Source organism: Alphaproteobacteria bacterium (genome assembly GCA_020638555.1).
In the GTDB taxonomy this organism is placed as follows: Bacteria; Pseudomonadota; Alphaproteobacteria; order Bin95; family Bin95; genus JACKII01.
This window is the reverse complement of sequence record JACKII010000003.1, coordinates 160,191-186,409: the sequence shown is the minus strand read 5'-3', so window position 1 is coordinate 186,409 and position 26,219 is coordinate 160,191. Positions and strand designations below refer to the sequence as shown.

At 67.4% G+C, this 26,219-nt stretch carries 20 protein-coding genes, 1 tRNA gene and 1 pseudogene; 7 read left to right on the top strand and 15 right to left on the bottom strand.

Annotated elements, in window-relative coordinates; translation table 11 throughout:
* Positions 1–29: 29 nt before the first annotated feature.
* The gene (locus H6844_12435) at positions 30–1,394 is read right to left on the bottom strand and encodes a hypothetical protein (protein MCB9930203.1); all 1,365 of its coding nucleotides are present in this window, start codon (positions 1,392–1,394) and stop codon (positions 30–32) included.
* A gap of 317 nt (positions 1,395–1,711) precedes the next feature.
* Here H6844_12435 and H6844_12430 point away from each other — a divergent pair.
* A tRNA-Arg gene (locus H6844_12430) sits at positions 1,712–1,788 on the top strand.
* A gap of 207 nt (positions 1,789–1,995) precedes the next feature.
* On the opposite strand, the gene H6844_12425 is transcribed toward H6844_12430, so the two are convergent.
* Complete coding sequence (locus H6844_12425; GenBank protein MCB9930202.1) at positions 1,996–4,026, bottom strand: TRAP transporter fused permease subunit; 2,031 nt, start codon at positions 4,024–4,026, stop codon at positions 1,996–1,998.
* Between the two features lie 130 nt (positions 4,027–4,156).
* The gene (locus H6844_12420) at positions 4,157–5,308 is read right to left on the bottom strand and encodes a TAXI family TRAP transporter solute-binding subunit (protein MCB9930201.1); all 1,152 of its coding nucleotides are present in this window, start codon (positions 5,306–5,308) and stop codon (positions 4,157–4,159) included.
* Positions 5,309–5,608: 300 nt separating this feature from the next.
* Here H6844_12420 and H6844_12415 point away from each other — a divergent pair, with 300 nt between their 5' ends.
* Complete coding sequence (locus tag H6844_12415; protein MCB9930200.1) at positions 5,609–6,796, top strand: acetyl-CoA C-acyltransferase; 1,188 nt, start codon at positions 5,609–5,611, stop codon at positions 6,794–6,796.
* Positions 6,797–7,090: 294 nt separating this feature from the next.
* Here H6844_12415 and H6844_12410 read toward each other — a convergent pair whose 3' ends face one another.
* The 6 genes from H6844_12410 to H6844_12385 all read right to left on the bottom strand — a co-directional run bounded on the left by H6844_12410 (position 7,091) and on the right by H6844_12385 (position 11,932).
* The gene (locus H6844_12410) at positions 7,091–8,680 is read right to left on the bottom strand and encodes a gamma-glutamyltransferase (GenBank protein MCB9930199.1); all 1,590 of its coding nucleotides are present in this window, start codon (positions 8,678–8,680) and stop codon (positions 7,091–7,093) included.
* 11 nt (positions 8,681–8,691) lie between these two features.
* Positions 8,692–9,684 (bottom strand): tRNA dihydrouridine(20/20a) synthase DusA, encoded by a 993-nt coding sequence (dusA, locus tag H6844_12405; protein ID MCB9930198.1) that lies wholly within the window; start codon positions 9,682–9,684, stop codon positions 8,692–8,694.
* Between the two features lie 71 nt (positions 9,685–9,755).
* Positions 9,756–10,178 carry a PaaI family thioesterase gene (locus tag H6844_12400; GenBank protein ID MCB9930197.1) on the bottom strand — a complete coding sequence of 141 codons (423 nt, stop codon included), beginning with the start codon at positions 10,176–10,178 and terminating at the stop codon, positions 9,756–9,758.
* A 4-nt stretch (positions 10,179–10,182) separates the two neighbouring features.
* Entirely contained in the window at positions 10,183–10,431 is a 249-nt protein-coding gene (locus H6844_12395) for a hypothetical protein (protein MCB9930196.1), read from the bottom strand.
* Positions 10,432–10,447: 16 nt separating this feature from the next.
* Entirely contained in the window at positions 10,448–10,738 is a 291-nt protein-coding gene (locus H6844_12390) for a BrnT family toxin (protein MCB9930195.1), read from the bottom strand.
* A gap of 27 nt (positions 10,739–10,765) precedes the next feature.
* A complete protein-coding gene (locus H6844_12385) occupies positions 10,766–11,932 on the bottom strand; it encodes an acyl-CoA/acyl-ACP dehydrogenase (protein ID MCB9930194.1) in 1,167 nt (388 codons plus the stop codon).
* 115 nt (positions 11,933–12,047) lie between these two features.
* Between H6844_12385 and H6844_12380 the strand changes: the two genes are divergently transcribed.
* The 4 genes from H6844_12380 to typA all read left to right on the top strand — a co-directional run bounded on the left by H6844_12380 (position 12,048) and on the right by typA (position 18,007).
* Positions 12,048–12,995 (top strand): alpha/beta hydrolase, encoded by a 948-nt coding sequence (locus tag H6844_12380; protein ID MCB9930193.1) that lies wholly within the window; start codon positions 12,048–12,050, stop codon positions 12,993–12,995.
* A 276-nt stretch (positions 12,996–13,271) separates the two neighbouring features.
* Entirely contained in the window at positions 13,272–14,246 is a 975-nt protein-coding gene (locus H6844_12375; GenBank protein MCB9930192.1) for a TauD/TfdA family dioxygenase, read from the top strand.
* On the top strand, positions 14,243–15,841 hold the full coding sequence (locus tag H6844_12370) for an acyl--CoA ligase (GenBank protein ID MCB9930191.1): 1,599 nt from the start codon (positions 14,243–14,245) through the stop codon (positions 15,839–15,841). The genes H6844_12375 and H6844_12370 overlap by 4 nt, the downstream gene beginning before the upstream one ends.
* A 348-nt stretch (positions 15,842–16,189) precedes the next feature.
* The gene (gene typA, locus H6844_12365; GenBank protein ID MCB9930190.1) at positions 16,190–18,007 is read left to right on the top strand and encodes a translational GTPase TypA; all 1,818 of its coding nucleotides are present in this window, start codon (positions 16,190–16,192) and stop codon (positions 18,005–18,007) included.
* 290 nt (positions 18,008–18,297) lie between these two features.
* Here the strand turns inward: typA and H6844_12360 are convergent, their stop codons facing one another.
* From H6844_12360 to H6844_12340, 5 genes and pseudogenes are all read right to left on the bottom strand, one after another.
* Positions 18,298–18,642 carry a hypothetical protein gene (locus H6844_12360; protein MCB9930189.1) on the bottom strand — a complete coding sequence of 115 codons (345 nt, stop codon included), beginning with the start codon at positions 18,640–18,642 and terminating at the stop codon, positions 18,298–18,300.
* 38 nt (positions 18,643–18,680) lie between these two features.
* On the bottom strand, positions 18,681–19,556 hold the full coding sequence (locus H6844_12355) for a hypothetical protein (GenBank protein ID MCB9930188.1): 876 nt from the start codon (positions 19,554–19,556) through the stop codon (positions 18,681–18,683).
* 447 nt (positions 19,557–20,003) lie between these two features.
* Positions 20,004–20,953, bottom strand: a pseudogene (locus H6844_12350) (IS630 family transposase).
* Positions 20,954–21,027: 74 nt separating this feature from the next.
* On the bottom strand, positions 21,028–21,552 hold the full coding sequence (locus tag H6844_12345) for a hypothetical protein (protein MCB9930187.1): 525 nt from the start codon (positions 21,550–21,552) through the stop codon (positions 21,028–21,030).
* A 161-nt stretch (positions 21,553–21,713) separates the two neighbouring features.
* Positions 21,714–22,904, bottom strand: coding sequence for a CoA transferase (locus H6844_12340; GenBank protein ID MCB9930186.1), 1,191 nt, complete (start codon positions 22,902–22,904; stop codon positions 21,714–21,716).
* 186 nt (positions 22,905–23,090) lie between these two features.
* On the opposite strand from H6844_12340, the gene H6844_12335 reads away from it, so the two are divergent.
* Positions 23,091–24,680 carry a heme peroxidase gene (locus tag H6844_12335; protein ID MCB9930185.1) on the top strand — a complete coding sequence of 530 codons (1,590 nt, stop codon included), beginning with the start codon at positions 23,091–23,093 and terminating at the stop codon, positions 24,678–24,680.
* A 337-nt stretch (positions 24,681–25,017) separates the two neighbouring features.
* Here the strand turns inward: H6844_12335 and H6844_12330 are convergent, their stop codons facing one another.
* Positions 25,018–26,214, bottom strand: a complete 1,197-nt coding sequence (locus H6844_12330) for a CoA transferase (protein MCB9930184.1) — start codon at positions 26,212–26,214, stop codon at positions 25,018–25,020.
* Positions 26,215–26,219: the final 5 nt, after the last annotated feature.

Below are 26,219 nucleotides of genomic sequence, written 5' to 3'. Positions count from 1 at the left end.
ACATCGGTCCGGTCGTTGGCCTGCCGGCCTCACATCATATAGACCAGCACCCGGTCCGGGCCGCTGCCGTCCGTTGTGCGAACCGACTGCTGCAGGCGCGCCGACGGCACCCCCATGGTGATCAGGCTCCGGGTGACGCGCTGGGCCTTTTGCCTTGCGGTCGCCGGCAATGCGCCGGGCCGCCCGGCGGGCGAAACCGCGACCACCTCGAACCGGGCCGAGGGATTGCGGGCCACGGCCTCGCTGATGGCGGCATAGAGCGCGGCTTCGTAGTCCACCTTGTCCTGCGGGAACGGAATTTCGAGCAGCGGCCGACGCGATCCCTCGGCGGCGGCGGGTCTTGCCGGTGCCGGTGCTGGTTTCGGTGCAGCGGTCGGGGCGGCTGAGGCGGCGCGCTGCGGCGGTCGCGGCGCGGGTTCCGGTCGTGTCGTCGCCCGGCTTGCGACCGGTTTCTGCGTCGGTCTGGCCGTCGCCACCGGCCGGCGCGGCTCCGTCGACGGGAGGCCGGTCCAATCGTTGCGGTGATCGGTGCGTCGGGCGAGCGGTGCGGGCTCCGGTTCCGGGGGAGCCTCACCGTAGAGCGTGTCGCTTTTGATGCCGCTGCTGCGGCGGGTCAGGTCGCGCTGCTCGCGCGTGACATAGGCGGACTGGCGCAGGATATCGTCGTCGACCTCTCCCAGAAGGTCCTTGAGCGCGACCTGCGTCTGTTGCGAGCGGGTTTCGAGGCCGCGCAACCGGCGCTGGTCCGCCGCCACCGCGCCGGTGAGTTGGCCGGCGGCCTGCGATTGCTCGGCCAGATAGCCGGCGAGGGCGGCATCCGCCACGATTCGGCTGCGGAGTTGTTCCAACTCCTGCAGGCGGCCCTGGACGGTGTTCAGGTCTGCTTCGGCCGCATGCCAGCGCCGGACCGCGGCGGGGTCCGCGGACCCGTCGGCGCGGGACGCGGAGGCGCCGACCCCGGCGGCGTTGGCGCGATACCGGTCGGCGGCAGCCACGATTTCCTGCTGCAGGCGGTTGCGGTCGGCGGTGTGGGCCTGGGTCGCCTGTTGCAGCCGCGCCAGGTCGGATTCGATCTGCAGCGCCTTGTCTCCGGCAAATGTGCCGCTCGGCAGGTCCGTGGTGGCGGGCGCCGCCGGGCTCGGCGATGCGGCGCCGCTGCCCGGCAGGGCCAAGGGCGACGGGCGCTCCTCTGCCGGCGGCAGGGGCGCGACCGTGTTCAGGTCGCCGATCTTACCGAGGCTGCGCGGCGTATCGGGCACGACCGCCGGCGGGGCGACCGGAGGGGCGACCGGCGGGGGGCGGGCAGGGAGGGGCGGGCTCGCCACTGTCCCCAGCAGGCCGTCCGTGCCGGAGCAGCCGGCCAGCAGCACGGCCAACCCCATGGCCGCGAGCATTCGCCTGACCCGTTGTCGTTGCATCGATTCCGTTACCGGTTTCACCTTCACCGTCGCCATTCCTTGCTCTAAGGCGCTGTGTCGTCGACTGCAAGATACCATGGTTGCGCTCGGGCCTTGCGAGCATCCGCGAACACCCGCGCGGTCCCGATGGCGCCGGCCCGGCGGCGGAGTCCGGGGGCTTCTCTATCACCGGACTGCGACAAAGGTCGAGTCTCGGCCATGAAATGCACCGGCGATGCTTTTTCGGCTTGCATCGTCGGCCGGGGGCGACTAGAAACCCGGCTCCGGCCAACGCAATCGCGCAGCCGGCCCGCGCGCCCGTAGCTCAATCGGATAGAGCGTCTGACTACGGATCAGAAGGTTGGGGGTTCGAGTCCTCCCGGGCGCGCCATTCTTTTCCATCCAGTTCAGTGAAGAATGGCCCTGCTTCTGGCGGGGCTTTTGTGTTGGGGTAACGGCCTGGCGCCCGTATGTCGGCGGCACAGCCGAAGCCCTTGGCCATGAGACCTTGCCAGCCGGTGGGCCGGCAGGCGGAGGCGGGCGAGCGCTCCCGGCCAACTCTCATAGAGAACAGGCCGGGAGCGCTCGCCGGTGCCCCTCAGAGGCTGACGGCGGCCGCCTTGCGTCGTCCCGAATAGGCGATCAGCACGCCGGGCGTGGTCAACACCAGCGCGGCCAGCAACAGGGTCCAGTGGCTGTAGCCCAGCATGCCGCCGCCGGGGGCGGCCAGGGTCAGGCCGCCGACCACCAGGAATGCGCGGCCGAGCAAGCCCAGAATGCCGCTCCCCAGGGTGCCGACGCCGATCAGATAGCCCTGCAGGCCGCCCGCGACCAGCAGAATGCCGACGGTTGCCGTGATCAGCACGACGATGATCTCGCCGGGGGCGCCCACCAGCAACAGCGCCGGGTTGAACACGAAGAAGAAGGGGATGAAGTAGATGATGGTGCCGAGCCGCATTGCCTCGAACCCGGTTTCCATCGGCTTCGACCCGGCGACGGAGGCCGCGGCGAAGGCCGCCAGTGCCACCGGCGGCGTGATGAAGCTCAGCATGCCCCAATAGAGCATGAACATGTGCACCGACAGCGGGTCCAGACCGGCCCGCACCAGCGCCGGCGCCAGGATGATGGCCAGAAAGATATAGGCCGCGGTCACGGTCATGCCGATGCCCAGGATGAAACTGGTGAGCGCGCCCATCAGCAGCAACACGATCACGCTGTTGCCGGCCAGATAGACCAGGTCGTTGGTGACGGAGCCCGCCATGCCGGTGCCCACAACCGCACCGACGATCAGGCCGATGGCCGTCAGAATGCCCGCGAGTTCGGCCAGCAGGAAGATCGTGCCCTTCAGGAACTGGTAGAATTTGGCCCAGTTCATGCGGTGGGTCCGGTTGAACTGGTTCAGGACCAGCAGCAGCGCGGTGGCGTAGAAGGGGGCGCGGGCCTCCTGCTTCATGAACACCAGCATCAGCACCAGCACGGCGAACACGAAGACGTAATACCAGCCGCTTTTGATGACTTCGCCGACCTTGGGCATCTCCGCCTTGGGCAGGCCGCGAATGCCGTTGCGGGCGGCATAGGCGTCGATCTGCATGAACAGGCCCAGATAATACAGCACCGACGGCACGACCGCCGCGATGGCGACGTCCACGTAGGAGATGTTCAGGAAGTCGGCCATGATGAACGCGGTGGCGCCCATGATCGGCGGCATCATCACGCCGCCGGTGGAGGCGCAGGCCTCGATGCCGCCGGCGTATTTCGCCGAAAAGCCGATGCGCCGCATGGCCGGGATGGTCAGCGTGCCGGTGGTCAGAACGTTGGTCACCGGGCCGCCGCTCATGGAGCCGAACAGGCCGGACGAGAAAATCGCGACCTTGGCCGGGCCGCCGCGCACATGGCCCAGCAGGGCGAAGGCGAAATTGATGAAAAACGCGCCGGCGCCGGTGTATTGCAGCGCGACGCCGAAGGCCAGGAAGCCGAACACCAGCAGGCCGAAGGCGCGCATCGGAATGCCCAGCAGGCTCTCGATCGAATAGACGTGGAAGGCCGCGGTATCGAGAAACGCCATGGGCGCGCCCTGGATTACCTGCGGCACCTGGTCGGCGAACAGCGGATAGAAGGAGAGCACCAGCACGACGAAGAACACCGGCCAGCCGCCGGTCCGCCGTCCGGCCTCCAGCACCAGCGCCCAGACGATCACCGCCATCCATTGCGCCCAGGACGGCGCCAGATATTCCCAGGCCTCCTCCTGGATCGCCAGGGAATGGAGCAGCAGATAGCCGGTGACGCCCAGCGTGATCACCGCCAGCAGGATGTCATAGAACGGCACGCGGTCGCGCCGTTGGCTGGCATAGGCGGGAAAAACCAGGAAGACGGTGGAGAGCATCAGCCCGACCAGGGCATAAAGATACTCGTTCACCAGCAGCGTATAGCCGATCTTGCCGTGGAAGCCCAGCGCGGCCCAGATCTCGTTCAGGCGGAAATCGAGCTTGAATATCTGATAGATGGACAAAAGAATGGCGCCGCAGCCCAGCACCATGACCACCAGTTGCAGTGGGCCGGGCAGGGTTCGGGTCCGGGCCAGGTCGACATCTGGCAGATCCTCGTCCTTGACTTCGTATGTTTGAGTCACCTTGAGCGTCCTTGCGCCCGCCAACGGGCATCGGGCGATGCCGGGGGCGGTTGATGATGAAACAACAGGCGAAAAAACGGCCGGGGCACCCGCCGGTCGCAGCGGACGGCCCCGGCCGAGGGTCAGGCGATCACCATTCGTAGAAAATCACCGCCATGCCGGCGTCTTCCAACGCCTTGGCGCGGGCCTTCATCCAGCCCTTGGCGAAGGCGTCGTCGTCCGACGGCGCGTCGGCGACATAGCCGTCCCAGGCCTTTTTCAGCACGGCCTGACGGGCCAGCGCCTGGGCCTGGATCTCGTCCTGGCCTTCGGGCCAGACGCCCATTTCCTTGTAATAGGCGATCGCGCCCTCGTGATACGGCACCAGCTTGTGGAATTTCTGGTTTTTCAACGCCCAGCCGGGCGCGCCCGGGGCGGAGTCCTTGAAGGTGTCGAAATGGTCCTGCATCGCCTTGATGACGCTGTAGGAGGTGGTGGCGTCCAGGGTGTTGAGCGAGACCAGCACCGGATAGGGCGCGTTCGGCATCCACTGGCCGCCCTCGGCAATGCCGGTGCCGACGGTGGCGAAGACCGGCGTATACCACGGCACGATCGCGTTGATGCGCTTCCAGCATTCCGGATCGTTCGGGATCACCGGGTAATAGATGCCGCGCGGGCTCGCCTCGATCTTCTTGTTCAGGGCGGAGAAGGTGGCGTTGTTCAGCGCGTCGACCTCGTTGTTGATGAAGCCGTCGACCGCCGGTCCGTGGCCGCCGAACTCGACCTTTTCCACGTCGTCCCAGGTGACGCCGGCACAGGCCATCATCGACTCGACCGCCTTGTTCAGGGCCGGTGCGCCGCGGATCCAGGCGACGCGCTTGCCCCGGATATCGCCGATTTCCTTGATGCTCTTGTCGCCGGGCGTCACCATGCCGACCGCGGCGCCATTGCCGAGCGCCAGCGCGTGCACGCGCAGCGGCTGCGGCCCCCATTCGCGCGAGCCGAAGGTGAACACGGCTTCCTGCGCATAGACGGAATCCGAGCCGGTGGCGGTGAACTGGGCCCGCTTGGCCTTCACCGGCCCCAGGCGCGACACGTCGTTCTTGCCCGGCAGCACGCGGACATTGGTGCCGTAATTGTTTTTCAGGATCGACCCCAGGCCAACCATCTGGCTGTAGCCGGAGGAGCCGACATCATAGGCCGTCACGACCAGCGTGCCCGGCAATTTGACTTCGGCGGCGCTGACGCTACTCGCCCAGGCTAGCGCAGCAGCGCCGGCGAGCACTCCCATTGTTCGGAACATTGAGGGGTTTCCTTCCGTTACGATCATTCGTGCGATTGTGCTTTCGTACACAATCACCTCAATCCTAGAGGCCCGTTGCCGCAAGCCGCAATACCGCAGGTGAGCCGGGCGGGGGTTTCCACGGCGCCCCAATGACTTGCCGGCGGAGAGGCCGTGGCGTTTCCGAGGCGGTTCGGCAATCCGTCGCTCTCTGCGGGCAGGCCCGGTGTCCCGCGCCCGCCATCAACCACCTTTCGGCCGGCGGCCTTGGCGCTTATATACTATAGGCCGATACAACCTTTCCCCCGGGAGTTCTCCCCCATGCTTGAAGATCCGATTGTCATCGTCGGAATGGCCCGCACGCCGATGGGCTCGTTTCAGGGCGAGTTGAAGGATGCGAGCGGCCCCGAACTGGGTGCCACCGCCATCGCCGCCGCCCTCGCCAAGGCCGGCGTTGCCGCCCCCGACGTGCAGGAAGTCATCATGGGCTGCGTGCTGCCGCACGGTCAGCGCCAGGGGCCGGCCCGCATTGCCGCCCATCTGGCCGGCATCCCGCGCGACGCGGGCGCGACCACGATCAACAAGCTCTGCGGCTCGGGCATGAAGGCAACCATGCTGGCGCACGACCTGATCGCCGGCGGCAGCCAGGACGTGATGGTCTCCGGCGGTTTCGAGAGCATGACCAACATCCCCTATATGGTGCCGAAGGCGCGCGAGGGCGTGCGCATGGGTCATGGCCAGTTCCTGGATGCCATGTTCTGGGACGGGCTGGAGGACGCCTACCAGCCGGGCAAGCTGATGGGCCATTTCGCCGAGAACACCGCCAAGCACTTCCAGTTCACCCGCGAGCAGCAGGACGAGTTCGCCATCCGCTCGCTGCAACGGGCGAAGAAGGCGAACGAGGACGGCACCTTCGCCGGCGAGATGGTCTCGCACACCGTCAAGACCCGCCGTGGCGACGTGGAGATCAGCAAGGACGAGCAGCCGTTCACCGCCAATCTCGACAAGATCCCGACCCTGCGGCCCGCCTTCGACAAGGAAGGCACGGTGACGCCGGCGAACTCGTCGTCGATCAGCGACGGCGCGGCGGCGCTGGTGCTGATGCGCCGCTCGGAAGCCGAGCGCCGCGGCCTGAACATTCTCGCCACCATCGTCGCCCACACCAGCCACGCCCAGGAGCCGGAATGGTTCACGACGGCGCCGGTCGGTGCCATGCAGAAGCTGTTCGCCAAGACCGGCTGGAGCAAGGATGAGGTCGGCCTCTACGAGATCAACGAGGCCTTCGCCGTGGTGCCGATGGCGGCCATGCGCGAGTTCGACCTGCCGGCGGACAAGGTGAACGTCCATGGCGGCGCCTGCGCGCTGGGCCATCCGGTCGGCGCCTCCGGCGCGCGCATCATCGCGACGCTGGTGAACGCCATGCACAAATACGACGTGCAGAAGGGCGTGGCGTCCATCTGCATCGGTGGCGGCGAGGCCACCGCCATGGCGATCGAGAAGGCGGCCTGACGCCGGTCTTCCGCTGAGCTGCACGCCCCGGACGCCGCCCCTCGCGCTTTCCCGGACGCCGCGGCGCGGCGGTCCGGGATCTCCGGCGGAGCGTGGCTCCCGAGAGATCCCGGCACGAGGCCGGGACAGCGGTGAAGGTGTGCGAGGTGGCGGGTGCTTGCCCGGCATCTCCGTGCGCCCCAGACGCCGCCCCTCGCGCATTCCCGGACGGCGCGGCGCGGCGGTCCGGGATCTCCGGCGGAGCGTGGCTCCCGAGAGATCCCGGCTCGAGGCCGGGAACGCTGTGAGAATGGCCTAGGTCCGAGCCGCGACCGCGAGCGCGGGCGCCTGAACCGTGGGCACCGCGCCCCGTTGCAGCCCGTCCGGCGTTTGCAGCACGGCGCTCGGCTTGGCGAATTCCTCGGTGCCGGCGGAATCGAAGGTCAGGGTCACGTCATAGCGCTCGCCGAGGGCGGCCAGGATGGCCGGGTTCAGGCGGCGGTCGGCCAGGATGCCGTCCTCGCCCGACACGTCCAGCCGCGGCACCGCAAAGGCCTGGTCCAGGCCGAGCGCGAAATCCACCAGCAGCGAGGTCAACTGGAAGGTTGCCGGCACGATCCGGCGTCCCCCGGCCGCGCCCAGCGCAAACCAGGGCTTGCCGTCGCGGGTCGCCAGCACCGGGCACATATTGGCGAGCGGCCGCCGGCCCGGGGCCAGGCTGTTCGCCCGGCCGGCGCGCGGGTCGAACCAGAACAGGCCGTTGTTCATCAGAATGCCGGTTTCCGGCAGGGTCAGGCGCGAGCCGAAGCTCTCCACCAGCGTGTTGGTGAGCGCCGCCATATTGCCCCACCGGTCGACCACGGACAGGTGGGTGGTGCAGACGTCCCGGCTGGCGAAGTCGCCGGAATGGCCCAGATGGTCCAGCCGGTGCCGGAACGCCTCGTTCAGCGCATCCGCCCAGGCCCTATAGGTCGGCACGGTGACGCCCCGGCACGGGTCGAGCGTGTCGCGGATTTGCTCCAGGGCGCGGGCAAAGGTCGGCCCGCCGCTGAACGCCTCGGTCAGGTGGATGACGGCGTTGCGATAGGCGACGGCGCGGGCCGGGCGGATGTCGGCGCGGTAGCCGGCCAGGTCGGCCGCGGTCAGCACGCCGCCGGCATCCTGGAGGTCGAACACCAGGGCGTTGGCGATCTCGCCCTCGTAGAAATCGCGCGGACCGGCCTCGGCCAGCCGCTCCAGCGTGCGCGACAGGCGGCCCATGGGGAGCCAGATCGGGATGTGCGCATCGGCTGCGACCGGCGGCAGGTCGTCCGGCAGATAAATCGCGCGGGAGGTGTCGAACAGGCGCAGCGTGTCGGCGCCGGCGGCGATCTCCAGCGTTGCCGGCCAGGTGACGGGCAGGCCGCGCGTCGCCAGATTGGCGGCCGGCGCGACGAGTTCCGCCCAGGGCAGGGAGCCGAAACGCTCCACCGCGGCGGCAAAGCCGGCGACCGCGCCCGGCACGCAGACCGCGGAGGCGCCGATCTGGTTGCGGTCCTCGATCACCCGCGGCCAGGAAAACAGCGGGTCGTGGCCACTATAGCCCTCGACCAGGGCGTAATGGTCCGGGTCGATCCCCCGCGGCGCGATCATGCCGAAGTCGACCTCGTGCACCCGGCCGGTCTCCGCCTCGCCGACCAGCAGGAAACCGCCGCCGCCGAGGCCGCTCATCCAGGGCTCGACCACGCCCAGCACCAGGGCGGTGGCCACGGCCGCGTCGACGGCATTGCCGCCGGCCTCCAGCACCTCGGCCCCGACCCGCGAGGCCAGGTGATGCTGGCTCGCGACCACGCCGTGGCGGCCGCTGACGGGCGCACGGTGAATGGCAAAATGTTCTGCCAGATAGGGCGGGGCGGAAACGGGCATGGCGGGCCGGGTCAGGCGGCCGCGAGGGCCGGTTCCGGCACGAGGGCCGCGGCGTCGCGGATCACCTGGCCGGTGGCGCCGGGCCGGTGACCGGCCTCGGAGAGATGCCGACGCCACGCCCGCGCGCCCGGCAGGCCCTGGAACAGCCCGACCAGATGCCGGGCCACATGGCCGACGCGCACGTCATGGTCGCGGGCCATGCGGTCGGCATACTCCGCCATGGCATAGGCCGCCGCGTGGCGCGAGGGCGGGGGCGCGGCGTCGCCGAACAGGCGGGCGTCGACATCGGCCAGCAGATAGGGGTTCTGGTAAGCGGCGCGCCCCAGCATGACCCCGTCCGTATGGGCCAGATGCGCCGCGCACTGGTCCAGGGTCTCGATGCCGCCGTTGAGGATGATGGTGAGGTCGGGCCGTTCCGCCTTCAGGCGATAGACCAGATCGTATTTCAGCGGCGGAATGGAGCGGTTGTCCTTCGGGCTCAACCCTTTGAGCCAGGCCTTGCGGGCATGGACGATCACGGTCCGCACGCCCGCGTCGGCAATCGCCCCGACAAAGGCGCGCAGCGCCGTCTCTTCGTCCTGGTGGTCGATGCCGATGCGGCACTTGACGGTGACCGGCACGCGGACGGCCCGTTGCATCGCCGCGACCGAGCGGGCCACCAGCGCCGGTTCCGCCATCAGGCAGGCCCCGAACGCGCCGGACTGCACCCGGTCGGACGGGCAGCCGCAATTCAGGTTGATCTCGTCATAGCCGTATTGCTCACCGATGCGCGCGGCCTCGGCCAGATGGTCCGGGTCGGAGCCGCCCAGTTGCAGGGCGAGCGGTTGCTCCGCCGGCGAATAGCCCAGCAACCGGTCGCGGTCGCCGAACCGCACCGCCTGCTCTGTCACCATTTCGGTGTAGAGCAGGGCGCGGCGCGAAAGCAGGCGCAGGAAGAACCGGTCGTGCCGGTCCGTCCAGTCCATCATCGGGGCGACGCTGAAACGGTGAGGGGAATACGCCATGGCCACACTAGATACGGATCGCGCGGGCCGGATCAAGGCCGCTTTCGGTCACCCCATGCTTAAGGAGGCGCCTAGCGCGGCAGGCCCTGGGCTTCCCGTTCCGCGTCCTGGTCGGTGCGGCGGCGGGTGATGAAGGTGCCGAGCGCCATGGCGCACTCCTCGCCCAGGTCGGTGACGACCCGGCATTCGACCACGAAGGTGCGGGCGCCGCCGCGGATCACCCGCGCGGTGGCGGTCAGCTTGGTGCCGCGCGCCGGCGCCAGATAATTCACCTTCAATTCCAGGGTGACGACATAGCGCTGGCGCGTGGCGTAATTGCCGCCCGCCGCCGCCGTGCCCATGGCGACGTCGACCAGCGAGGCCACGATGCCGCCATGGGCGACATCGCGGACATTGCGCTTGTCCTCGTCCAGTTCCAGCGAGACGACCGCATGGTCGTCCGCCATGACCTCGTAGGTGAGGCCAAGCCATTTGCGAAAGCCGACGTCGGACATGGGGTCAGGCGCTACTGCTCTTCGGTGGAGTCTGCCGCCGGCCGGCAGGGGCGTTCGTGCCCCGGCGGCCGAAATTGGCGGATCGGCTGGCGCCGGTGTTGCTCGGCTTCGTCCGTTCCGGCTTCGGTTTGACTGCCGTTCGGACTCGGACGACCCGCGCAGGCGTCCGGTCCCAGTCCGCCATGTCCGGCGCCGTGTCCTGGTCTTCCGCAATCTGGCGAGCGACATCGCCGTCCGTGGTGGCATCGAGCATGTCGAGATCGACATCCTCAGTCGCTCTTCGTTTCCCGCTCATACCGTTTGATCTCCCGGGCGTTGGCGCGGCGCGCGCTGATGATGCGGCGCCGGCCGCCACGCCAAACATAAACAACAATATGATGGCGGCCCTCGATCCTGCCAAGGACGATGTAGCGTTGCTCGCCGTAGTCGAGCCGGTCATCGAGCCATTCCACATGGTCGGACTCGAAAACGCGGGCCGCATGGCGGAAGCTAAAGCCGCGCAATCGCCGGTTCCGTTCGCTCTTCTCGGCGTCGAACTCGACGTCTTGATCGCCCGCCACCGGCCGAGTGCCCCAACCGCGAGCGCCTCAATAGCTCTTCGGCAGGCCGAGCTGGCGTTCGGCGATGTAGGAGAGGGCCAGTTGCTGGCCGACCGGCGCCAGGCGCGAGATCATCACCTCGCGCAGCATGCGCTCCACGTGATATTCCTTGGCATAGCCCATGCCGCCGTGGGTGAGCATGGCGCGCTCGCAGGCCTCGAAGCCGACTTCGGCGCAGAGATATTTGGCGCCGTTCGCCTCCGACCCGCAGGGCAGGCCGTTGTCATAGAGCCAGGCGGCCTTGTAGGTCAGCAGGCGGGCGGCAGTGAGCTTGGCCCAGCTTTCCGCCAGCGGGTGCTGAATGCCCTGGTTCTGGCCGATGGGCCGGCCGAACACGACCCGTTCGCGGGCGTATTCCGCGGCACGGTCCAGCGAAAACTGGCCGATGCCGATGGCCTCCGACGCCACCAGGCAGCGTTCGGGGTTGATGCCGTCCAGCAGGTAATAGAAGCCGCGGCCTTCCTCGCCGATCAGGTCTTCCTTCGGCACCGGCAGGCCGTCGTAGAAAACGAAATTGGTGTCCACCGCCATGCGGCCCATTTTCGGGATCTCGCGGATCTCGACATATTTGCGGTCGAGGTCGGTGTAGAACAGGCTGATGCCCTCGAACGGCTTCGAGACCTGCTCGCGCGGCGTGGTGCGGGCCAGCAGCAGCACCTTGTTCGCCTCCTGCGCCGTGGAGGTCCACATTTTCTGGCCGTAGATCTTGTAGTTCTGGCCGTCGCGCTCCGCCCGGGTCTTGATGGCGGCGGTGTTGAGGCCGGCATCGGGCTCGGTCACGCCGAAGCAGCACTTTTCCTTGCCCTGGATCATCGGCACGAGCCAGCGCTGCTTCTGCTCGTCGGTGCCGTGGACGACGATCGGGTGCGGGCCGAACACGTTGATGTGCACCGCGCTGGCGCCGGACATGCCGGCGCCGGAGCCGGCAATGGTCTCCATCATGACGCAGGCATCCGAAATGCCGAGGCCGGCGCCGCCGTATTCCTCCGGCATGGCGATGCCGAGCCAGCCGTCATTGGCCAGCGCCTGCACGAAATCCTCCGGGAAGCGGTGCTGGTCGTCGCACTCGGACCAGTAGTCCAGCGGATAGTCGCCGCAGATCTTTTCGATGGCGGCGCGGATGCTTTGCTGCTGTTCGGTAAACTGGAAATCCATGGGAGCGGTCTCGGTCAGGGGCTGCGGGCGTGCCGCGGGGCAGCACTGAACTTGCTTCTTTAGTACAGATGACCGAGCCTAGGCTAGGCCGTTTGCTGGCGAAGGAGGTTCGGCCATGACCAAACCCGCGGTTCACCCGGATATGGAGTGCCTGGCGGCGGCGCGTGCGCCCGCCGGGCAGTTCGGGGATACGATTGCGGAGCAGCGCAAGGCCTGGACCCACTATACGAACACCCTGAACCGGCCGCCGCCGGCGACGATGCGCGTGTGGGACGAGACGGTGCCGGCGCCGGAGCACGCCGTGGCGGTCCGGCTTTACCGCCCGGCGGCGGCATCGGAGAGCGGGGCGCCGGCGGTGCTCTACCTGCATGGCGGCGGCTTCATGAAGGGCGACCTCGACAGCTCCGATTCCGTGGCCTGGGGCTTTGCCGAGCAAGCCGGGGCGGTGGTGGTGTCCGTCGACTATCGCCTGGCGCCGGAACATCCTTATCCGGCCGCGTTCAACGATGCCTGGAACTGCCTTGTCTGGCTGCACGAGCAGGCCGGGCGGCTGGGCCTGGACCCGGCCCGGATCGGCGTGGCCGGCGACAGCGCCGGCGGCAATCTCAGCGCGGCGCTGTGCCTGAAGGCCCGCGACCGGGGCGGCCCGGCCATCGCCTGCGCGGCGTTGATTTATCCGGGCACGGGGCTGGACCAGGATTATCCCAGCTACCGGGAATTCTCCGCCGGCACGGGCCTGACCACGGCGGGCACCCGCGCCTATCGCGACATGTATCTGCCCGGCAACCGGGACACGGACGACCCCTATGCCCGGCCGATCATGGCCAGGGATTTCTCCGGTCTGCCGCCGTTCTGGGTGCATTCGGCCCAGATCGACCCGATCCGCGACGATGGGCGGGAGTTCGCGGCGCGGCTGGCCCAGGCGGGCGTCGACGTCAGCTATCGCGAGGCCAAGGGGATGGTGCACGGCTTCATGCGCGCCCGTTTCCTGGGCGCGGCCGCCCGCGCCGAATACGACCGCATCTGCGGCTTCCTGCGGGAGCGGTTGTACGCCGGCACCTGATCCGGGCCGGGGCCGCGGGGCGGAGGGTTTGGTCTGGCGGTGCTTTCGGCACTGGTGGACTCCCTCTCCTGACCCATCTCCCGCGTAAGCGGGAGCCCATGCCTGAGAGCTTCTCACAGGATACGGACCCTGTATTGGTCTCCCCGGCATGGGTCCCCGCTTCCGCGAGGACAGGGAAAATGGGCTGGTGAGCCGGCGGGAAAAGAACCCGCTCTGGCGGTGCGACGGGCGCCATGCCAGACTGCCCGCCAAAGCCATAACGAAGGAACGCCTCCGATGAACCACGTCGCCACCGCCGCCGCCTTCACGCTGGAGCCCGTTTCTCCCGGTATCGGGGCGGAGATCGGCGGCATCGATCTGCGCGAGCCGCTGTCCGCCGCCGCCCGCGACGGGCTTTACCAGGCGCTGCTGGACTGGAAGGTGTTGTTCTTCCGCGACCAGGACCTGACCAAGGAACAGCATCTGGCCTTCGCCGGCGCGTTCGGCGAGCTGGAAGTCCACCCGTTCGCCGCCTCCGACCGCGACCATCCCGAGATGCTGCGGCTGCATCACAATGCCGAGCATCCGGGCACCGAGAATATCTGGCATTCGGACGTGACCTGGCGTCTGCAACCCTCGCTCGGCTCGGTGCTGCGCTCGCGCGAGGCGCCGCCGGTGGGCGGCGATACGGTGTTTGCCGACATGGGCGCCGCCTATCGCGGCCTGCCGGAAGCGATTCGCGAGCGGGTGACGGGCCTCTATGCCCGCCACGACTTCGCGCCCTTCCGCGCCCGGCTGAAAGAGAAGGGCGCCTCCGAGGCGGAATTGGCCGAGTTCGACCGGCTCTACCCGCACCCGGAACACCCCGTGATCCGCACCCATCCCGACACCGGCGAGCAGGCGATCTATGTCAACCGCGCCTTCACCCGGGAAATTCTGGGCGTGAGTGCCGAGGAAAGCGCGACGCTGCTGGAAATCCTCTACGCCCAGGCGCTGTACCCCGAATACCAGTGCCGCTTCCGCTGGAAGGCGAATTCCATCGCGTTCTGGGACAATCGCGCCTGTCAGCATTATGCGGTCTCCGACTACTGGCCGCACACGCGGGTCGCGGAGCGGGTGACGATCATCGGCGACACGCCGGTCTATCGCGCGTCGGCCGAGCCGGTGGCGGGGCTGGACGAGCGCTTCCGCGGCGTGCTGCGCCGCCGCTCCACCGGCCAGGCCCAGCCGGGAACGCCATTGCAGGAAAACTGGATGAACCGCGGCGCATGACCCTGCGTGCCGTCTCGCCCGTGAGCGAGCCCTACCGCGCGCCCGTGCCGCGCACCGGCCCGCGCCTGCTGGACGGGCTCGCGGCGACCCGGCCGGACCACGAGGCCGTCGTCGACGGCGCGATCCGCTGGACCTATGCCGACCTGCTGCGGGAGGCGCGGGCCGTCGCGGCGGGGCTGGCGGCGCTGGGCGTCGGCCATGGCGACCGGGTGGCGATCCTGGCCGGCAACCGGGCGGAGTGGGTGGCGACCTATTTCGCGGCCCAGGGGCTGGGCGCGATCACCGTGGCACTCAACACCTGGCTGACGCCGGCGGAGATCGCCTGGCAGTTGGCGCACGCCGGCGCCGCGGTGCTGGTGGTGGAGCCGGACTTCCGCGGCCGCAGTTTCGCCTGCGAAATCCAGGCGCTGCGAGCCGAGGGTCAGGTGCCGGGCCTGCGCGAGGTGGTGGTGCTGGACGGGCAGGGCTTTCGCGACACCCGCCCCTATGCCGAGTTGCGTGCGGCCGCGCCGCGGGCCGATGCCTGGGATCGGGCCGAGCCGGAGGATGTGTGCTGCATTCTCTACACGTCCGGCTCGACCGCGGCGCCAAAAGGCGTGCCGCTGCTGCACGGCGGCGTGGTCGACAATATGTGGTCCATCGGCGAGCGCATGCACCTGGCTCCGGCGGACCGGCTGTGGTTCGGCGTCTCGCTGTTCTGGTCGTTCGGCTGCGTCAACGCCCTGTTTGCGGTGATGAGCCATGGTGGCACGCTGGTGCTGCAACACCATTTCGAGCCGGGCGAGGCGTTGCGCCTGATCGAACGGGAGCGGTGCAGCGTGTTCTATGGCATGCCGAACATGGCCATCGCCCTGGAAACGCACCCGGACCGGCGGGCTCGCGATCTCTCGTCCCTGCGCACCGGGGCGACCATCGGCACGCCGGAGCAGATCCAGCGCATTGTCGATCTGGGAGCGACCGAGGTCTGCAATGTCTACGGCCTGACCGAGGGCTATGGCAACTCGGCGGTGGCGGACTGCAAGGCACCGCTGGCCCGGCGCCTGCACGCCTCCGGCGCGCCGCTGGACGGGGTGGCAATCCGAATCGTCGACGGCGATAGCGGCGCGGTGCTGGGGCCGGGCGCCATCGGCGAAATCCAGGTCGGCGGCCGCTTCACGCCGGGCTACTGGCAGGCGCCGGACCTGACCGCGGCCAGCCTGAGCGCGGACGGCTGGTTCCGCACCGGCGACCTGGGCCTGTTGGACGACCAGGGCTGGGTGCGGTTTCGCGGCCGGCTGAAGGAGTTGATCAAGACGGGCGGCATCAACGTCTCGCCGGCGGAGGTGGAGGAGGTGCTGCTGGCCCATCCCGCCGTCGCCTCGTGCTTCGTCACCGGCCTGAGGGATGCGAAGCTGGACGAGACCGTGGCCGCCGTGGTGCTGCTGGAGCCCGGCGCGACGGTCGACGGCGAGGCATTGCAGGCCTATTGCCGCCAGCGCCTGGCGCCATTCAAGCTGCCGCGGCGCTGGTGTTTCACCGCTGCCGACCGGCTGCCGCTCACCGCCACCGGCAAATTGCAGCGCAACCGCCTCTGGGAATTGTTCGAGGAGGGCTGAACCGAGCCGGTTGCGAGGGGAATTCCCCGGAGGCGGCCGCAACGGCGACCGCCTCCCCGGACGGCGCCGTTGCCGCTTCCCCGGATGGCGCCTTCTCCGCTTTCCCGGACGGCGCGGAGCGGCGGTCCGGGATCTCCCGCCGCGGCAGGTCCGCAGGAGGTCCCGGCTCGCGCCATCGGCTTGGCCGGGAAAGGCCCGATGGCGGCAAACGCAGCCGCGACAAGTCACCGGCTTGTGTGCGGGTGCGAAGACGCCTATCTCCCCGGCACACTTCCCCAATTTGACCGCTGTGCCGGCCGCCGCAATTCGCGTCCGGCGGCCAGCCGCACACGGAAAGTCTCCGCCCGCATGGATATCCGCAACATCGCGATCATCGCGCACGTCGACCATGGCAAGACGACCCTGGTCGATTGCCTGCTGCACCAGTCCGGCACCTTCCGCGCCCACCAGAAAGTGGCCGAGCGCGCCATGGACTCGAACGACCAGGAGCGCGAGCGCGGCATCACCATCCTGGCGAAATGCACCAGCGTCGTCTGGAAGAACACGCGCATCAACATCGTCGACACCCCCGGCCACGCCGATTTCGGTGGCGAGGTGGAGCGCATTCTCAGCATGGTCGACGGCGTCGTCGTGCTGGTGGACGCCGCCGAAGGGCCGATGCCGCAGACCAAGTTCGTGGTCGGCAAGGCGCTGCGCCTGGGTCTGAACCCGATCGTGCTGATCAACAAGGTCGACAAGCCGGAACAGCGCGCCTTCGAGGTGCAGGACGAAACCTTCGACCTGTTCGCCGCGCTCGACGCCAACGAGGCGCAACTGGACTTCCCGACCCTGTTCTCCAGCGCCAAGCAGGGCTGGGCCGCGGCCGATCCGGACGAGCGGCCGGGCAATATGGATGCGCTGTTCGACACCATCGTCGCCCATGTGCCGCCGCCCACCGTCGATGCCGACGCGCCGTTCGCCATGCTGGCGACCACGGTGGAGCGCGACCCCTATCTGGGCCGGCTGCTGACCGGGCGCATCCAGAGCGGCAAGGCGCGGGCGAACATGCCGGTGCGGGCGCTGCGCCGCGACGGCAGCGTGGTCGAGGTTGGCCGCATTTCCAAGCTCCTGGCGTTCCGCGGCCTGGCGCGCGAGCCGCTGGAGGAAGCGCAGGCCGGCGACATCGTCACCATTGCCGGCCTGTCGGAGGCGACGGTGGCCGACACCATCGCCACCCCGGAAGTCGAGGCACCGCTGCCGGCCCAGCCCATCGACCCCTCGACCCTGGCCATGACCTTCTCGATCAACGATTCGCCGCTGGCGGGCCTGGAAGGCGACAAGGTCACCAGCCGCCTGATCCGCGACCGCCTGCTGCGCGAGGCCGAAGGCAATGTCGCGATCCAGGTGCGCGAGACCGAGGAAAAGGATGCGTTCGAAGTCTCCGGCCGGGGCGAGTTGCAACTGGCGGTGCTGATCGAAACCATGCGCCGCGAGGGCTTCGAGCTTTCGGTCAGCCGTCCGCGGGTGCTGTTCCGCGCCAACGAACAGGGCCAGCGCGAGGAGCCGATCGAGGAAGTCGTCATCGACGTCGACGAGGACTATGCCGGCTCGGTGGTGGAAAAACTGGGCCAGCGTCGTGGCGAGATGCAGGAAATGCGGCCGGCCGGCGCCGGCAAGACGCGGCTGGTGTTCCACGCGCCGTCGCGCGGCCTGATCGGCTATCACGGCGAGTTCCTGACCGATACCCGCGGCACCGGCGTCATGAACCGGCTGTTCAGCCACTACGCGCCCTACAAGGGGCCGATCGAGACGCGGCGGACGGGCGTGCTCATCAGCCTGGAGCAGGGCAAGGCGGTGGCCTATGCGCTTTACAATCTGGAGGAGCGCGGCTTCCTGTTCGTCTCGCCCGGCGAGCCGGTCTACCAGGGCATGATCCTGGGCGAGCACGCCAAGGGCCAGGACCTGGACGTGAACCCGCTGAAGGCAAAACAGCTCACCAATTTCCGCGCCGCCGGCAAGGACGACGCGCTGGACCTGACGCCGCCCATCAAGATGACGCTGGAAAAGGCGCTGGCCTATATCGACGACGACGAACTGGTCGAGGTGACGCCGGTGAGCGTGCGCCTGCGCAAGCGCTATCTGGACATCCACGAGCGCAAGAAAGCCGCGCGCAAAGTGGCGGGCTGATCCCCGCCGGGGAAGACGGTGGCGGGCTGACCCCCGCCTGGGCCGACGCCGGCGGGCTGATCCCCGCCGGGGAAGACGCCGACGGGCCGATCACACCGCTCTTGTTCCCCGGAGGGTGCGGAGCGCCGATCCGGGGCCGGCCGGGGCCTGCGAACACGGGCAGGGACGGTGTTCGAAGGAGGACACCGGTCCCGGCCCTACGCCTCCGGCGCGGCCGGGAAACATTGGCGTCTCCGGCGCCTGCGGTCTTCAGGCCGGGGCGCGCCGGTCCGGACGCTGGATCGTCGGGATCAGTGGTCGGCGCGGTGCAGAATCCGGTCGGAAAGGCCGGTGTCGTAGGCCTCGCCTGCCGCCGACAGCGCGAGCGCGGTGGCGGAGACGGGGCGGGCCAGCCCCTTGCGCTCCAGCGCGCGCCAGACCTTTTCGTTCTGCAGGCCGGTGGCATCGCGGCTCAGCACGACCGCATCGCCGCAGTGGAAATGATCGCCATGGGCATGCGGGAAGCGCATGATCACCGCCTCGCCCGTTTCGGCGTCGCGGTTGCTGTATTGCGGGAAGCGCGCCAGCTGCTGCAACACGGTCAGAGTCTTCAGCTGCAAGGCGTTCAGTTTCAGCGGGTTGTGTTTCGGCGGCATGGGGCTCGATCCGGACCAAAGGGGCGCGTACCATGCCGTCATATCGGCGGCGTTGGCAAGGGCTTGGGTGGGGCGGCGGGCGCCGTTCGTTTGGTGTTCTGACGACCGTAATCGGTCGTTTTGCTGAGAAACCACCAGACCAGGAAGGGCAAAACCGCCAACACGACGCCGGCGGTCAGCAAGAAATGCTGGCTGAGTCGGAACACGTGGGTTTGGTCCAAGAGTAACGCCGAGCCCGAGAGCATCAGGCAAAGCCGCACCATCTGCCAGACGGGCCGGCCGGGAAAGAAGGGGCCCGTGCGGAAGTATTTCATGGCGATCAGAATCAACACCATGCCAAGCAAGACTTGCAGGTGAAATGGCCATATGTTCCCGAACCGTCCATCCCAGGCCAAGGGGGCCCAATCCCGGGGGGGCATCGCAAACGGGATCAGGATCAGCGCAAAATATGTCCAGACATAGCGCGTATGCAGTTTCCAATAGCAAAAATAATGCCATATCAAGAAGGCAAAAAATCCGAGGGTCGATTTTATTAACCCAAACGATCCTATGCCGAGATGATTTTTGATTTCATTGTAGAAGTCGGCAATGATTTTCCGGACTGTTTTTGAGTCCAGTCGTCGATCCAACATCGCGACCACTTCGGAACCGGTGGGTGTCGCGAAATTGGCGCCGCAAAACAGGGCTGCGGCGCTGACGGAGAGAACGGGGTCGTAGCCGAGATTGATGAGAATGGGCGCGACAACATTCACGGTCCAGGCCAGCGAAAACAGCAACGGCATGTTGTTGGTGAACACAACAATGATCACCAGCATCAGCACCAAGCCACGGAAATTTTCGTTGGGGTTCAGGCCGTAAGTCAGTTCGTACAGGCGGTCGATCGCGAAGGTCTGGAAAACCAGTTCAATGGTCATTGTGAAGAGAATAATTTTTACTATATTGATTAATATTGAAGATAAAATAAGGTATTTAAAATTTATATCTTGTTTAGTTTTATTGGTATTAAGTATATCATAAAGATATCTTAACAAGAAGGAGGTGTTTATTTTATCGGTTGACCACATATTGCGGATAATTGTCAATCTTAATTTCTTATATTTTTCTTTTTCGTCGTTTTTTTCCTTATCTTTGCAGAGTGTGGCGCGCAAATTCGCTATGAATAAAAGGGAAATCACCAATAATATCGTGGTGTAAATGACAATCGTCGTTACCAGTCGCAAGCTGGTTTCGTGGATGGGCAGCGAGCGGATGTTGAAAATTCCATCGACGCAGAGCGCGCTGACGGTGACCAGCCCTCCCAGCCAAATGGCGATGCCGCCATAAAGCGGAAACCAGTAGAAACGGGCTAGAGCGGAATCGTTTCATTCTGGTTCGTAACCGCATGCGGTGAAGAAGCTGCGGGCGTCGTTCGGAGTGACGGCGTCGATGGCGTCGCGGATGGCGTCCCAGAGTGCGGGAAGTGTGCGGGCGGCGGCCTTTTTGAGCAGCGCCTTGATCTTGGCAAAGGCAAGCTCGATCGGATTGAAGTCGGGGCTGTAGGGCGGAAGGAACAGCAGGACGGCGCCGGCAGCCTCGATGGTCTCTCGGACGGCGATGGATTTGTGGGCCGGCAGGTTGTCCATCACCACGACATCGCCGCGGCGCAGCGTCGGCGCCAGGACTTGGCTGACATAGGCGAGGAAAGCCGCTCCGCTCATGGCACCGTCGAGCGTCATCGGCGCGACCACGCCCGCAAGCGTCAGGCCGCCGACGAACGTCGTTGTCTTCCAATGCCCGTGCGGAACCGGCGCCCGGCAGCGCTCGCCCTTGCGCGCACGGCCATACATCCGCGCCATCTTGGTCGAGGTTCCACTCTCGTCGATGAAGACCAGACGCTCCGGATCGAGGTCCGGCTGGGCGTCGAACCAGGCGTGCCGTCGCTGCGCTACGTCCGGCCGGTCTTGCTCGGCCGCATGCGCCGTCTTTTTTTGCGCGTCACGCCGTGGCGCTTGAAGAAAGCGTGCACCACACTCGGTGGCGGGCGGTAGCCGACCGCATCGTCCAACCGCATCGCGATCTCCGGGAGCGTCAGGTCCGGCTCGGCATCGATCCAGCCCATGACCAGAGCCGCATGCCGGTCGATGATGCTCTCCCGCCGTGCACCGCCTTGCGGCTTTGGCGCGAGATTGCCCGTCTCCCGCGCCTGCCGAACCCAGCGGATCGCAGAAGAGTAGCTGACACCAAACCGCGTCGCGGCCCGACGACGGCTCATGCCGTCATCAACGGCAGCAATCACACGGGAACGAAGATCAACGGAAAGAGCTGTCGCCATCGCGGCTGGCCTCCCTCACCAGCCCTTACTCTGAATCAGAAATTCGGTCCCACGGGAATCCCCCAACGACTCTTTCAGAAGCGAAACCGCTCTAGGGTCGCATCATCGGCAGGGTTGTTTGCGGCCTTCTCCCAAGCCTTTGCGTCTCCGTGCAGGTCAAAATCGCAGCGAACCCGAATATTGGTAAAGACCCATAGCCAGGAGAGTTGGATTATGATCCAAATCGGACGCTGCGAGTTCTTTGTAATTCTTAGAAATGCGCAATAAAATACTGCGCTAATCGCCGTAAAGCCGATGAACAGGATGAGGAATCCGCCGGTATGGCGCCAAAAAGCGCTCGTAGCTGAAGGCCAATCCCAGTCCAGGTTGGTGAACACATGGCGACCCTGGATGAGGGTGGCGGCGGTGGACCAATCCGCATCCACAGTGCCGATGCCGCTCCCCAGGCAAGACGCCCAGATCACCAGAACCAGCGACCAGGGCGTCAGCAGCACATGCTCGGTGAAACCGCGAAGCCAGCGCCAAAGTGGATGCCGCTGGACAGGTTCTTCGGTTGCTTGTTGGTTCGGCTCTTGCCCCGGAATGCCCGCATCTGCCATTCGCTCGCCCCCGCGCCGTGGCACAATTCAACCATGGACCGAGTGTATCGCCAATGGTTCCCGTCTGACAACAGCGCACACGGCCCCCCGGTTGCGCCAAGCATGAACGGGCGTGGCGCGACCGGGGGCAGGAGGGGCGGTGCCGGCCCTTTCCTCCTTGCCTAGCCGCCTTTCACTGCGGCGATCTGGGTGGCGGAGTAGCCCAGCATCTCGGCCAGCACCTCGTCGGTGTGCTCGCCGTGCAGCGGCACCCGGCCCGGCTTGCGCGGCGGCGTGTCGGAGAGGCGGAGCGGCGACCAGACCACGTCCTGGGTCGTCTCCGCATAGCGGGCCGGTTGCAGCATGTCGCGGCCGGTGGCCTCCGGTGAGGCGACGGCCTCTTTCGGCGTACGCACCGCGCCGGCGGGCACGCCGGCGGCGCGCAGCCGGTCGACCCATTCGGCGCGCGGGCGGGTCTTGAGGGCCGCCACCACTTCGGCCTCCAGCGCCGCGCGGTGTTCCAGGCGCGAGGCGATGCTGGCATAGCGCGGGTCGTCCGCCATGTCCGGCCGCTCCAGCGCCTCGCAGAAGCGGGCGTATTGCCGGTCGTTGCCGACCACGATCATGATCTGGCCGTCGGCGCAGTCATAGGTGCCGAGCGGGGTCAGCACCAGCGAACCGTTGCCGAGGCGCGGCATGTCCTCGCCCAGCATCAGCGGATACATGGCGGCATAGCCGGTGGCGGCGAACATGGAATCGAACAGCGACACGTCCACGTGCTGGCCCCGGCCGGTGCGGTGGCGCGCCTCCAGCGCCGCCATCAACCCCATGCCCGCATGCAGGCTGGTGAAGGTGTCCGCGACGGAGCCGCCGGCCTTTTGCGGCTCGATCTCCTCCGGCCCGGTCAGGTACATCAGGCCGGTTTCCGCCTGGGCAATCGGGTCGTAGCCGGCCACCAGGCGGAAGGGGGAGGAATGGCCGTAGCCGGAAATGGAACAGTAGACCAGGCGCGGGTTCAGCTCCTTGAGATCGTCATAGGCGAGGCCGTATTTCGCCATGACGTCGGGGCGGAAATTCTCCACCAGGATATCGGCCTTGGCCGCCAGTTCGCGGCAGGCCCGGCGCCCGGCCTCGCTGGCGAGGTCGACCAGCACGCTTTTCTTGTTGCGGTTCAGGCCCAGGAAATAGGGGGCATCGCCCTGCCAGCCGGCGGGCCGGTAGTGGCGGAAGTCGTCGCCGCCGCGCGGGTCCTCGATCTTGACAATCTCGGCGCCCAGATCGCCCAGCATCTGGGTCAGATAGGGGCCGGCAATCACCCGGGTGAAGTCGAGCACCAGCAAGCCGTCGAGCGGCGGCGCGGAAGGGGAGGACATGGGGAGGCGGTTCCTTGATGGGGAAGATACGGATGGCGTTGGCGGAAAAGTCTACACGCATTGGTCTTTGGAACAATGCCGGTGCCCTGTGCCGGGTGTGGGAAGTGGCCGAAATCACAGCCGTTGCGGTTGAATCGTGTTACCAGGACGGCAATGACACGCGGCGACAGCAAGGACGATCCCACCATGGCCAGTTCATCCGCTCTGCGTTGGTTGGAGCGTCGCCTGTTCGACGTGGTCGAAGCCGTGCCCGTCCTGGCCGTGCACGCCAACCGCATCCTGATCAACCGGGCGGTGGGGCGGGCCCGCACCCGGCCGCATCCCTGGAGCACGGCCCAGCCCTATACCAGTTGGACCGCGCTGTCGGACCGGAGTTGGAGCGGCCGCCACCTGCCGCCCAAGCCGGTCGCCGACCTGCCGCCGGTCGAGACGCTGACCCGGCTGTTCGCCCGGCCGGAGGATCGGCCGGCGGACCCGGACGGCAAGTCCACCTGTCTGTTCCCGGCCTTCGCGCAATACCTGACCGACGGCTTCATCCGCACCCTGACCGAGCCGCTGGCCGACCGTATCGGCTTGTCGGGTCTTTCGGACGACGAGTTGTTCCGGCGCACCACCTCCAACCACCAGATCGACCTCTGCCCGCTCTATGGCCGCACCCCGGCGCAAACCGCGGCGCTGCGGCAGAACAGCGAGACGCCGGGCGAACGCGGCCGCCTGAAGTCGCAGACGATCGACGGCGAGGAGTATGCGCCGTTTCTCTACCGCGACGGCGAACTCGACCCGCAATTCGCGGTGCTGGACCCGGTGCTGGGCGACGGTGACGGCCTGGCGGCAGAGAAGCGCGCCACCCTGTTCGCGTTCGGCGGCGACCGCGCCAACTCGGTGCCGCAGGTGGCGATGCTGAACACGCTGTTCCTGCGCGAGCACAACCGGCTGGCCGGCGAGATCGCGCAGCGCCACCCGGATTGGGACGATACCCGCGTGTTCGAGACGGCGCGCAATGTGGTGATCGTCCTCTTCATCAAGATCGTGGTCGAGGAATACATCAACCATATCTCGCCGAAGAATTTTTCCATCCGCGCCGACCCGCGCGCGGCCTGGCGGGCGGCCTGGAACAAGCCGAACTGGATCACGACCGAGTTCAGCCTGCTCTATCGCTGGCACGCCCTGATCCCGGACGCGATCCCCTGGGGCGGTGGCGAGCCGGTGCCGGTGGCGCGCACCTTCCTCGACCACGGCGTGCTGTTGCGCGGCGGCCTGCTGGCGGCGTTCCGGGATATCAGCGCCACGCCGGCGACGCGGCTCGGCCTGTTCAACACCACCAAGCGGCTGTTGCATGTGGAGGAACGCTCGATCCGCCAGGGGCGGGCCTGCCAGCTGGCCAGTTACAGCGACTACCGCGCCTATGTGGGCCTCGACCGGCCGCAGCGTTTCGAGGACGTGACCAGCGATCCGCAAGCGGCCGAGATGCTGCGCCGGGCCTATGGCAGTGTCGACCGGATCGAGTTTTTCGTCGGCCTGTTCGCGGAGGACCGGACGGTCAATTCCTCGCTGCCGCCGCTGATTCTGCGCTTCGTCGCCATCGACGCCTTCAGCCAGGCGCTGACCAACCCGCTGCTCTCGGAGCACGTGTTCAAGCCGGAGACGTTCAGCGCGCCGGGGTGGGATGCGATCCAGAACACGGTCTCGCTGCGCGACCTGCTGGCCCGAAACACCCCCGGCGGGATCGGCGAGACCTTTGTCGGCATGACAAGGCCGGAATGGGATTTCGTTTGAAGGCCGTTTTTTTGGGGAGGCGTGGCGGCGAATCCGGATGGTCTCCACTCCCTCCCCTCTCCCGCGCAGGCGGTAGGCCATGCCTCAGCGCTTCTCGCAACCGCCCGCCACGGGGAGGCAATCTCCTGGATACCTCCGGAAACCGTCATTGCGAGCCGAAGGCGAAGCAATCCAGGGTTTGACATGTTGAAAACCCCCTGGATGGCTTCGTCGCTCCGCGCCTCGCCATGACGGAATTGCGGGTTTCGGAGGCGTCTCGGTCGGCGATCCCCCGCGGGCCATTGGCGTTCCCCGAAGCGGACGGAGCCGCCGTCCGGGGCCGGTGTCGGCCGCCGCCTTACCCCAGCACCACGGCCTTCTGCTCGGCCAGCGCGGCGATCTCGGCCTCGCTGTAGCCGGCTTCCCGCATCACCTCGGCCGTGTGTTCGCCGACTTGCGGCGCCTGGCAGTGCAGGCCCAGATCGTGATCGCCCATCTCGATCGGCAGGCGGGGCAGTTTGGTCCAGTCGCCGTTCGGCAGTTGGATCGGAAGCAGGCCACCGCCGGCCGCGGCCAGTTGCGGATCGTCGAACAGGTCGGCAGCGGTGGCGACCGGGGCGAACGGGATGCCGATGCGCTCGGCAATGGCGACGATCTCGGCAGTGGTATGCCGCTTCACCAAATCGGCCACCAGCGGCAGCAGGGTCGGGCGCTCGGCGACGCGGGCCTCGTTCGAGGCATAGCGCGCGTCGGCCAGCAGGTCGTGGCGGCCGAATTCCTCGCAGAAGCGGCGCCAGTGATTGTCGGAGGTGAGGCCGATGAAAATCTGGTCGCCGTCGGCGGTCTCGAACGGTTCGTAGACCGCCCAGGCGCCCTCGCGCGCCGGCATTGGCGGCACCGGTCGGCCGGTGATCGCCTGGCCGGCCATGTGCTGGGTCATGAGCCAGGCCGTGCTCTCGAACAGCGCGCTTTTCAGATACTGGCCCTTGCCGGTGCGCTTGCGCTCCTCCAGCGCGGCGAGGGCCGCGACCACGGCCATGGTGCCGCCCATCATGTCGATCACGCTGGCGCCGGCGCGCAGCGGGCGGCCGGGCGGGCCGGTCATGTAGGCGAGGCCGCCCATGAACTGCACCACCTCGTCCAGCGCCGGCCGGTGCTCGTAGGGGCCGGAGAGAAAGCCCTTCAGCGCGCCATAGATCAGGCGCTCGTTCAGGTGCTTGACCTGGTCATAGCCGCAGCCGAGCCGCTCCATCGTGCCGGGGCCGTAATTCTCGAACAGCATGTCGGCCTGGCCGATCAGCCTGTGGGCGACGGCCCGGCCGGCCTCGCTCTTCAGGTCGAGGGCGATGCCGCGCTTGTTGCGGTTGAAACTGACGAAGAACCCGGCGGCGAACCCCGGCAGGCGGCGGGTCTTGTCGCCGGCGGGCGCCGGCTCGACCTTGATGACGTCGGCGCCGAGGTCGGCCAGAATCACGCCTGCGGTCGGCCCCATGATGGTGTGGCAGAATTCCAGCACACGGATGCCGGCAAGGGGGAGGGGGGCGGAGTCGGTCATCGCGG

Coding starts and splice junctions, on each gene's coding strand:
- H6844_12385 (MCB9930194.1), bottom strand. CDS start 11,932: ATGGATTTCCAGTTTACCGAACAGCAGCAAAGCATCCGCGCCGCCATC.
- H6844_12355 (MCB9930188.1), bottom strand. CDS start 19,556: ATGACCATTGAACTGGTTTTCCAGACCTTCGCGATCGACCGCCTGTAC.
- H6844_12330 (MCB9930184.1), bottom strand. CDS start 26,214: ATGACCGACTCCGCCCCCCTCCCCCTTGCCGGCATCCGTGTGCTGGAA.
- H6844_12375 (MCB9930192.1), top strand. CDS start 13,272: ATGAACCACGTCGCCACCGCCGCCGCCTTCACGCTGGAGCCCGTTTCT.
- H6844_12410 (MCB9930199.1), bottom strand. CDS start 8,680: ATGCCCGTTTCCGCCCCGCCCTATCTGGCAGAACATTTTGCCATTCAC.
- H6844_12345 (MCB9930187.1), bottom strand. CDS start 21,552: ATGGCAGATGCGGGCATTCCGGGGCAAGAGCCGAACCAACAAGCAACC.
- H6844_12335 (MCB9930185.1), top strand. CDS start 23,091: ATGGCCAGTTCATCCGCTCTGCGTTGGTTGGAGCGTCGCCTGTTCGAC.
- H6844_12420 (MCB9930201.1), bottom strand. CDS start 5,308: ATGTTCCGAACAATGGGAGTGCTCGCCGGCGCTGCTGCGCTAGCCTGG.
- H6844_12435 (MCB9930203.1), bottom strand. CDS start 1,394: ATGCTCGCGGCCATGGGGTTGGCCGTGCTGCTGGCCGGCTGCTCCGGC.
- H6844_12380 (MCB9930193.1), top strand. CDS start 12,048: ATGACCAAACCCGCGGTTCACCCGGATATGGAGTGCCTGGCGGCGGCG.
- H6844_12400 (MCB9930197.1), bottom strand. CDS start 10,178: ATGTCCGACGTCGGCTTTCGCAAATGGCTTGGCCTCACCTACGAGGTC.
- H6844_12370 (MCB9930191.1), top strand. CDS start 14,243: ATGACCCTGCGTGCCGTCTCGCCCGTGAGCGAGCCCTACCGCGCGCCC.
- H6844_12340 (MCB9930186.1), bottom strand. CDS start 22,904: ATGTCCTCCCCTTCCGCGCCGCCGCTCGACGGCTTGCTGGTGCTCGAC.
- typA (MCB9930190.1), top strand. CDS start 16,190: ATGGATATCCGCAACATCGCGATCATCGCGCACGTCGACCATGGCAAG.
- H6844_12395 (MCB9930196.1), bottom strand. CDS start 10,431: ATGCTCGATGCCACCACGGACGGCGATGTCGCTCGCCAGATTGCGGAA.
- H6844_12415 (MCB9930200.1), top strand. CDS start 5,609: ATGCTTGAAGATCCGATTGTCATCGTCGGAATGGCCCGCACGCCGATG.
- dusA (MCB9930198.1), bottom strand. CDS start 9,684: ATGGCGTATTCCCCTCACCGTTTCAGCGTCGCCCCGATGATGGACTGG.
- H6844_12360 (MCB9930189.1), bottom strand. CDS start 18,642: ATGCCGCCGAAACACAACCCGCTGAAACTGAACGCCTTGCAGCTGAAG.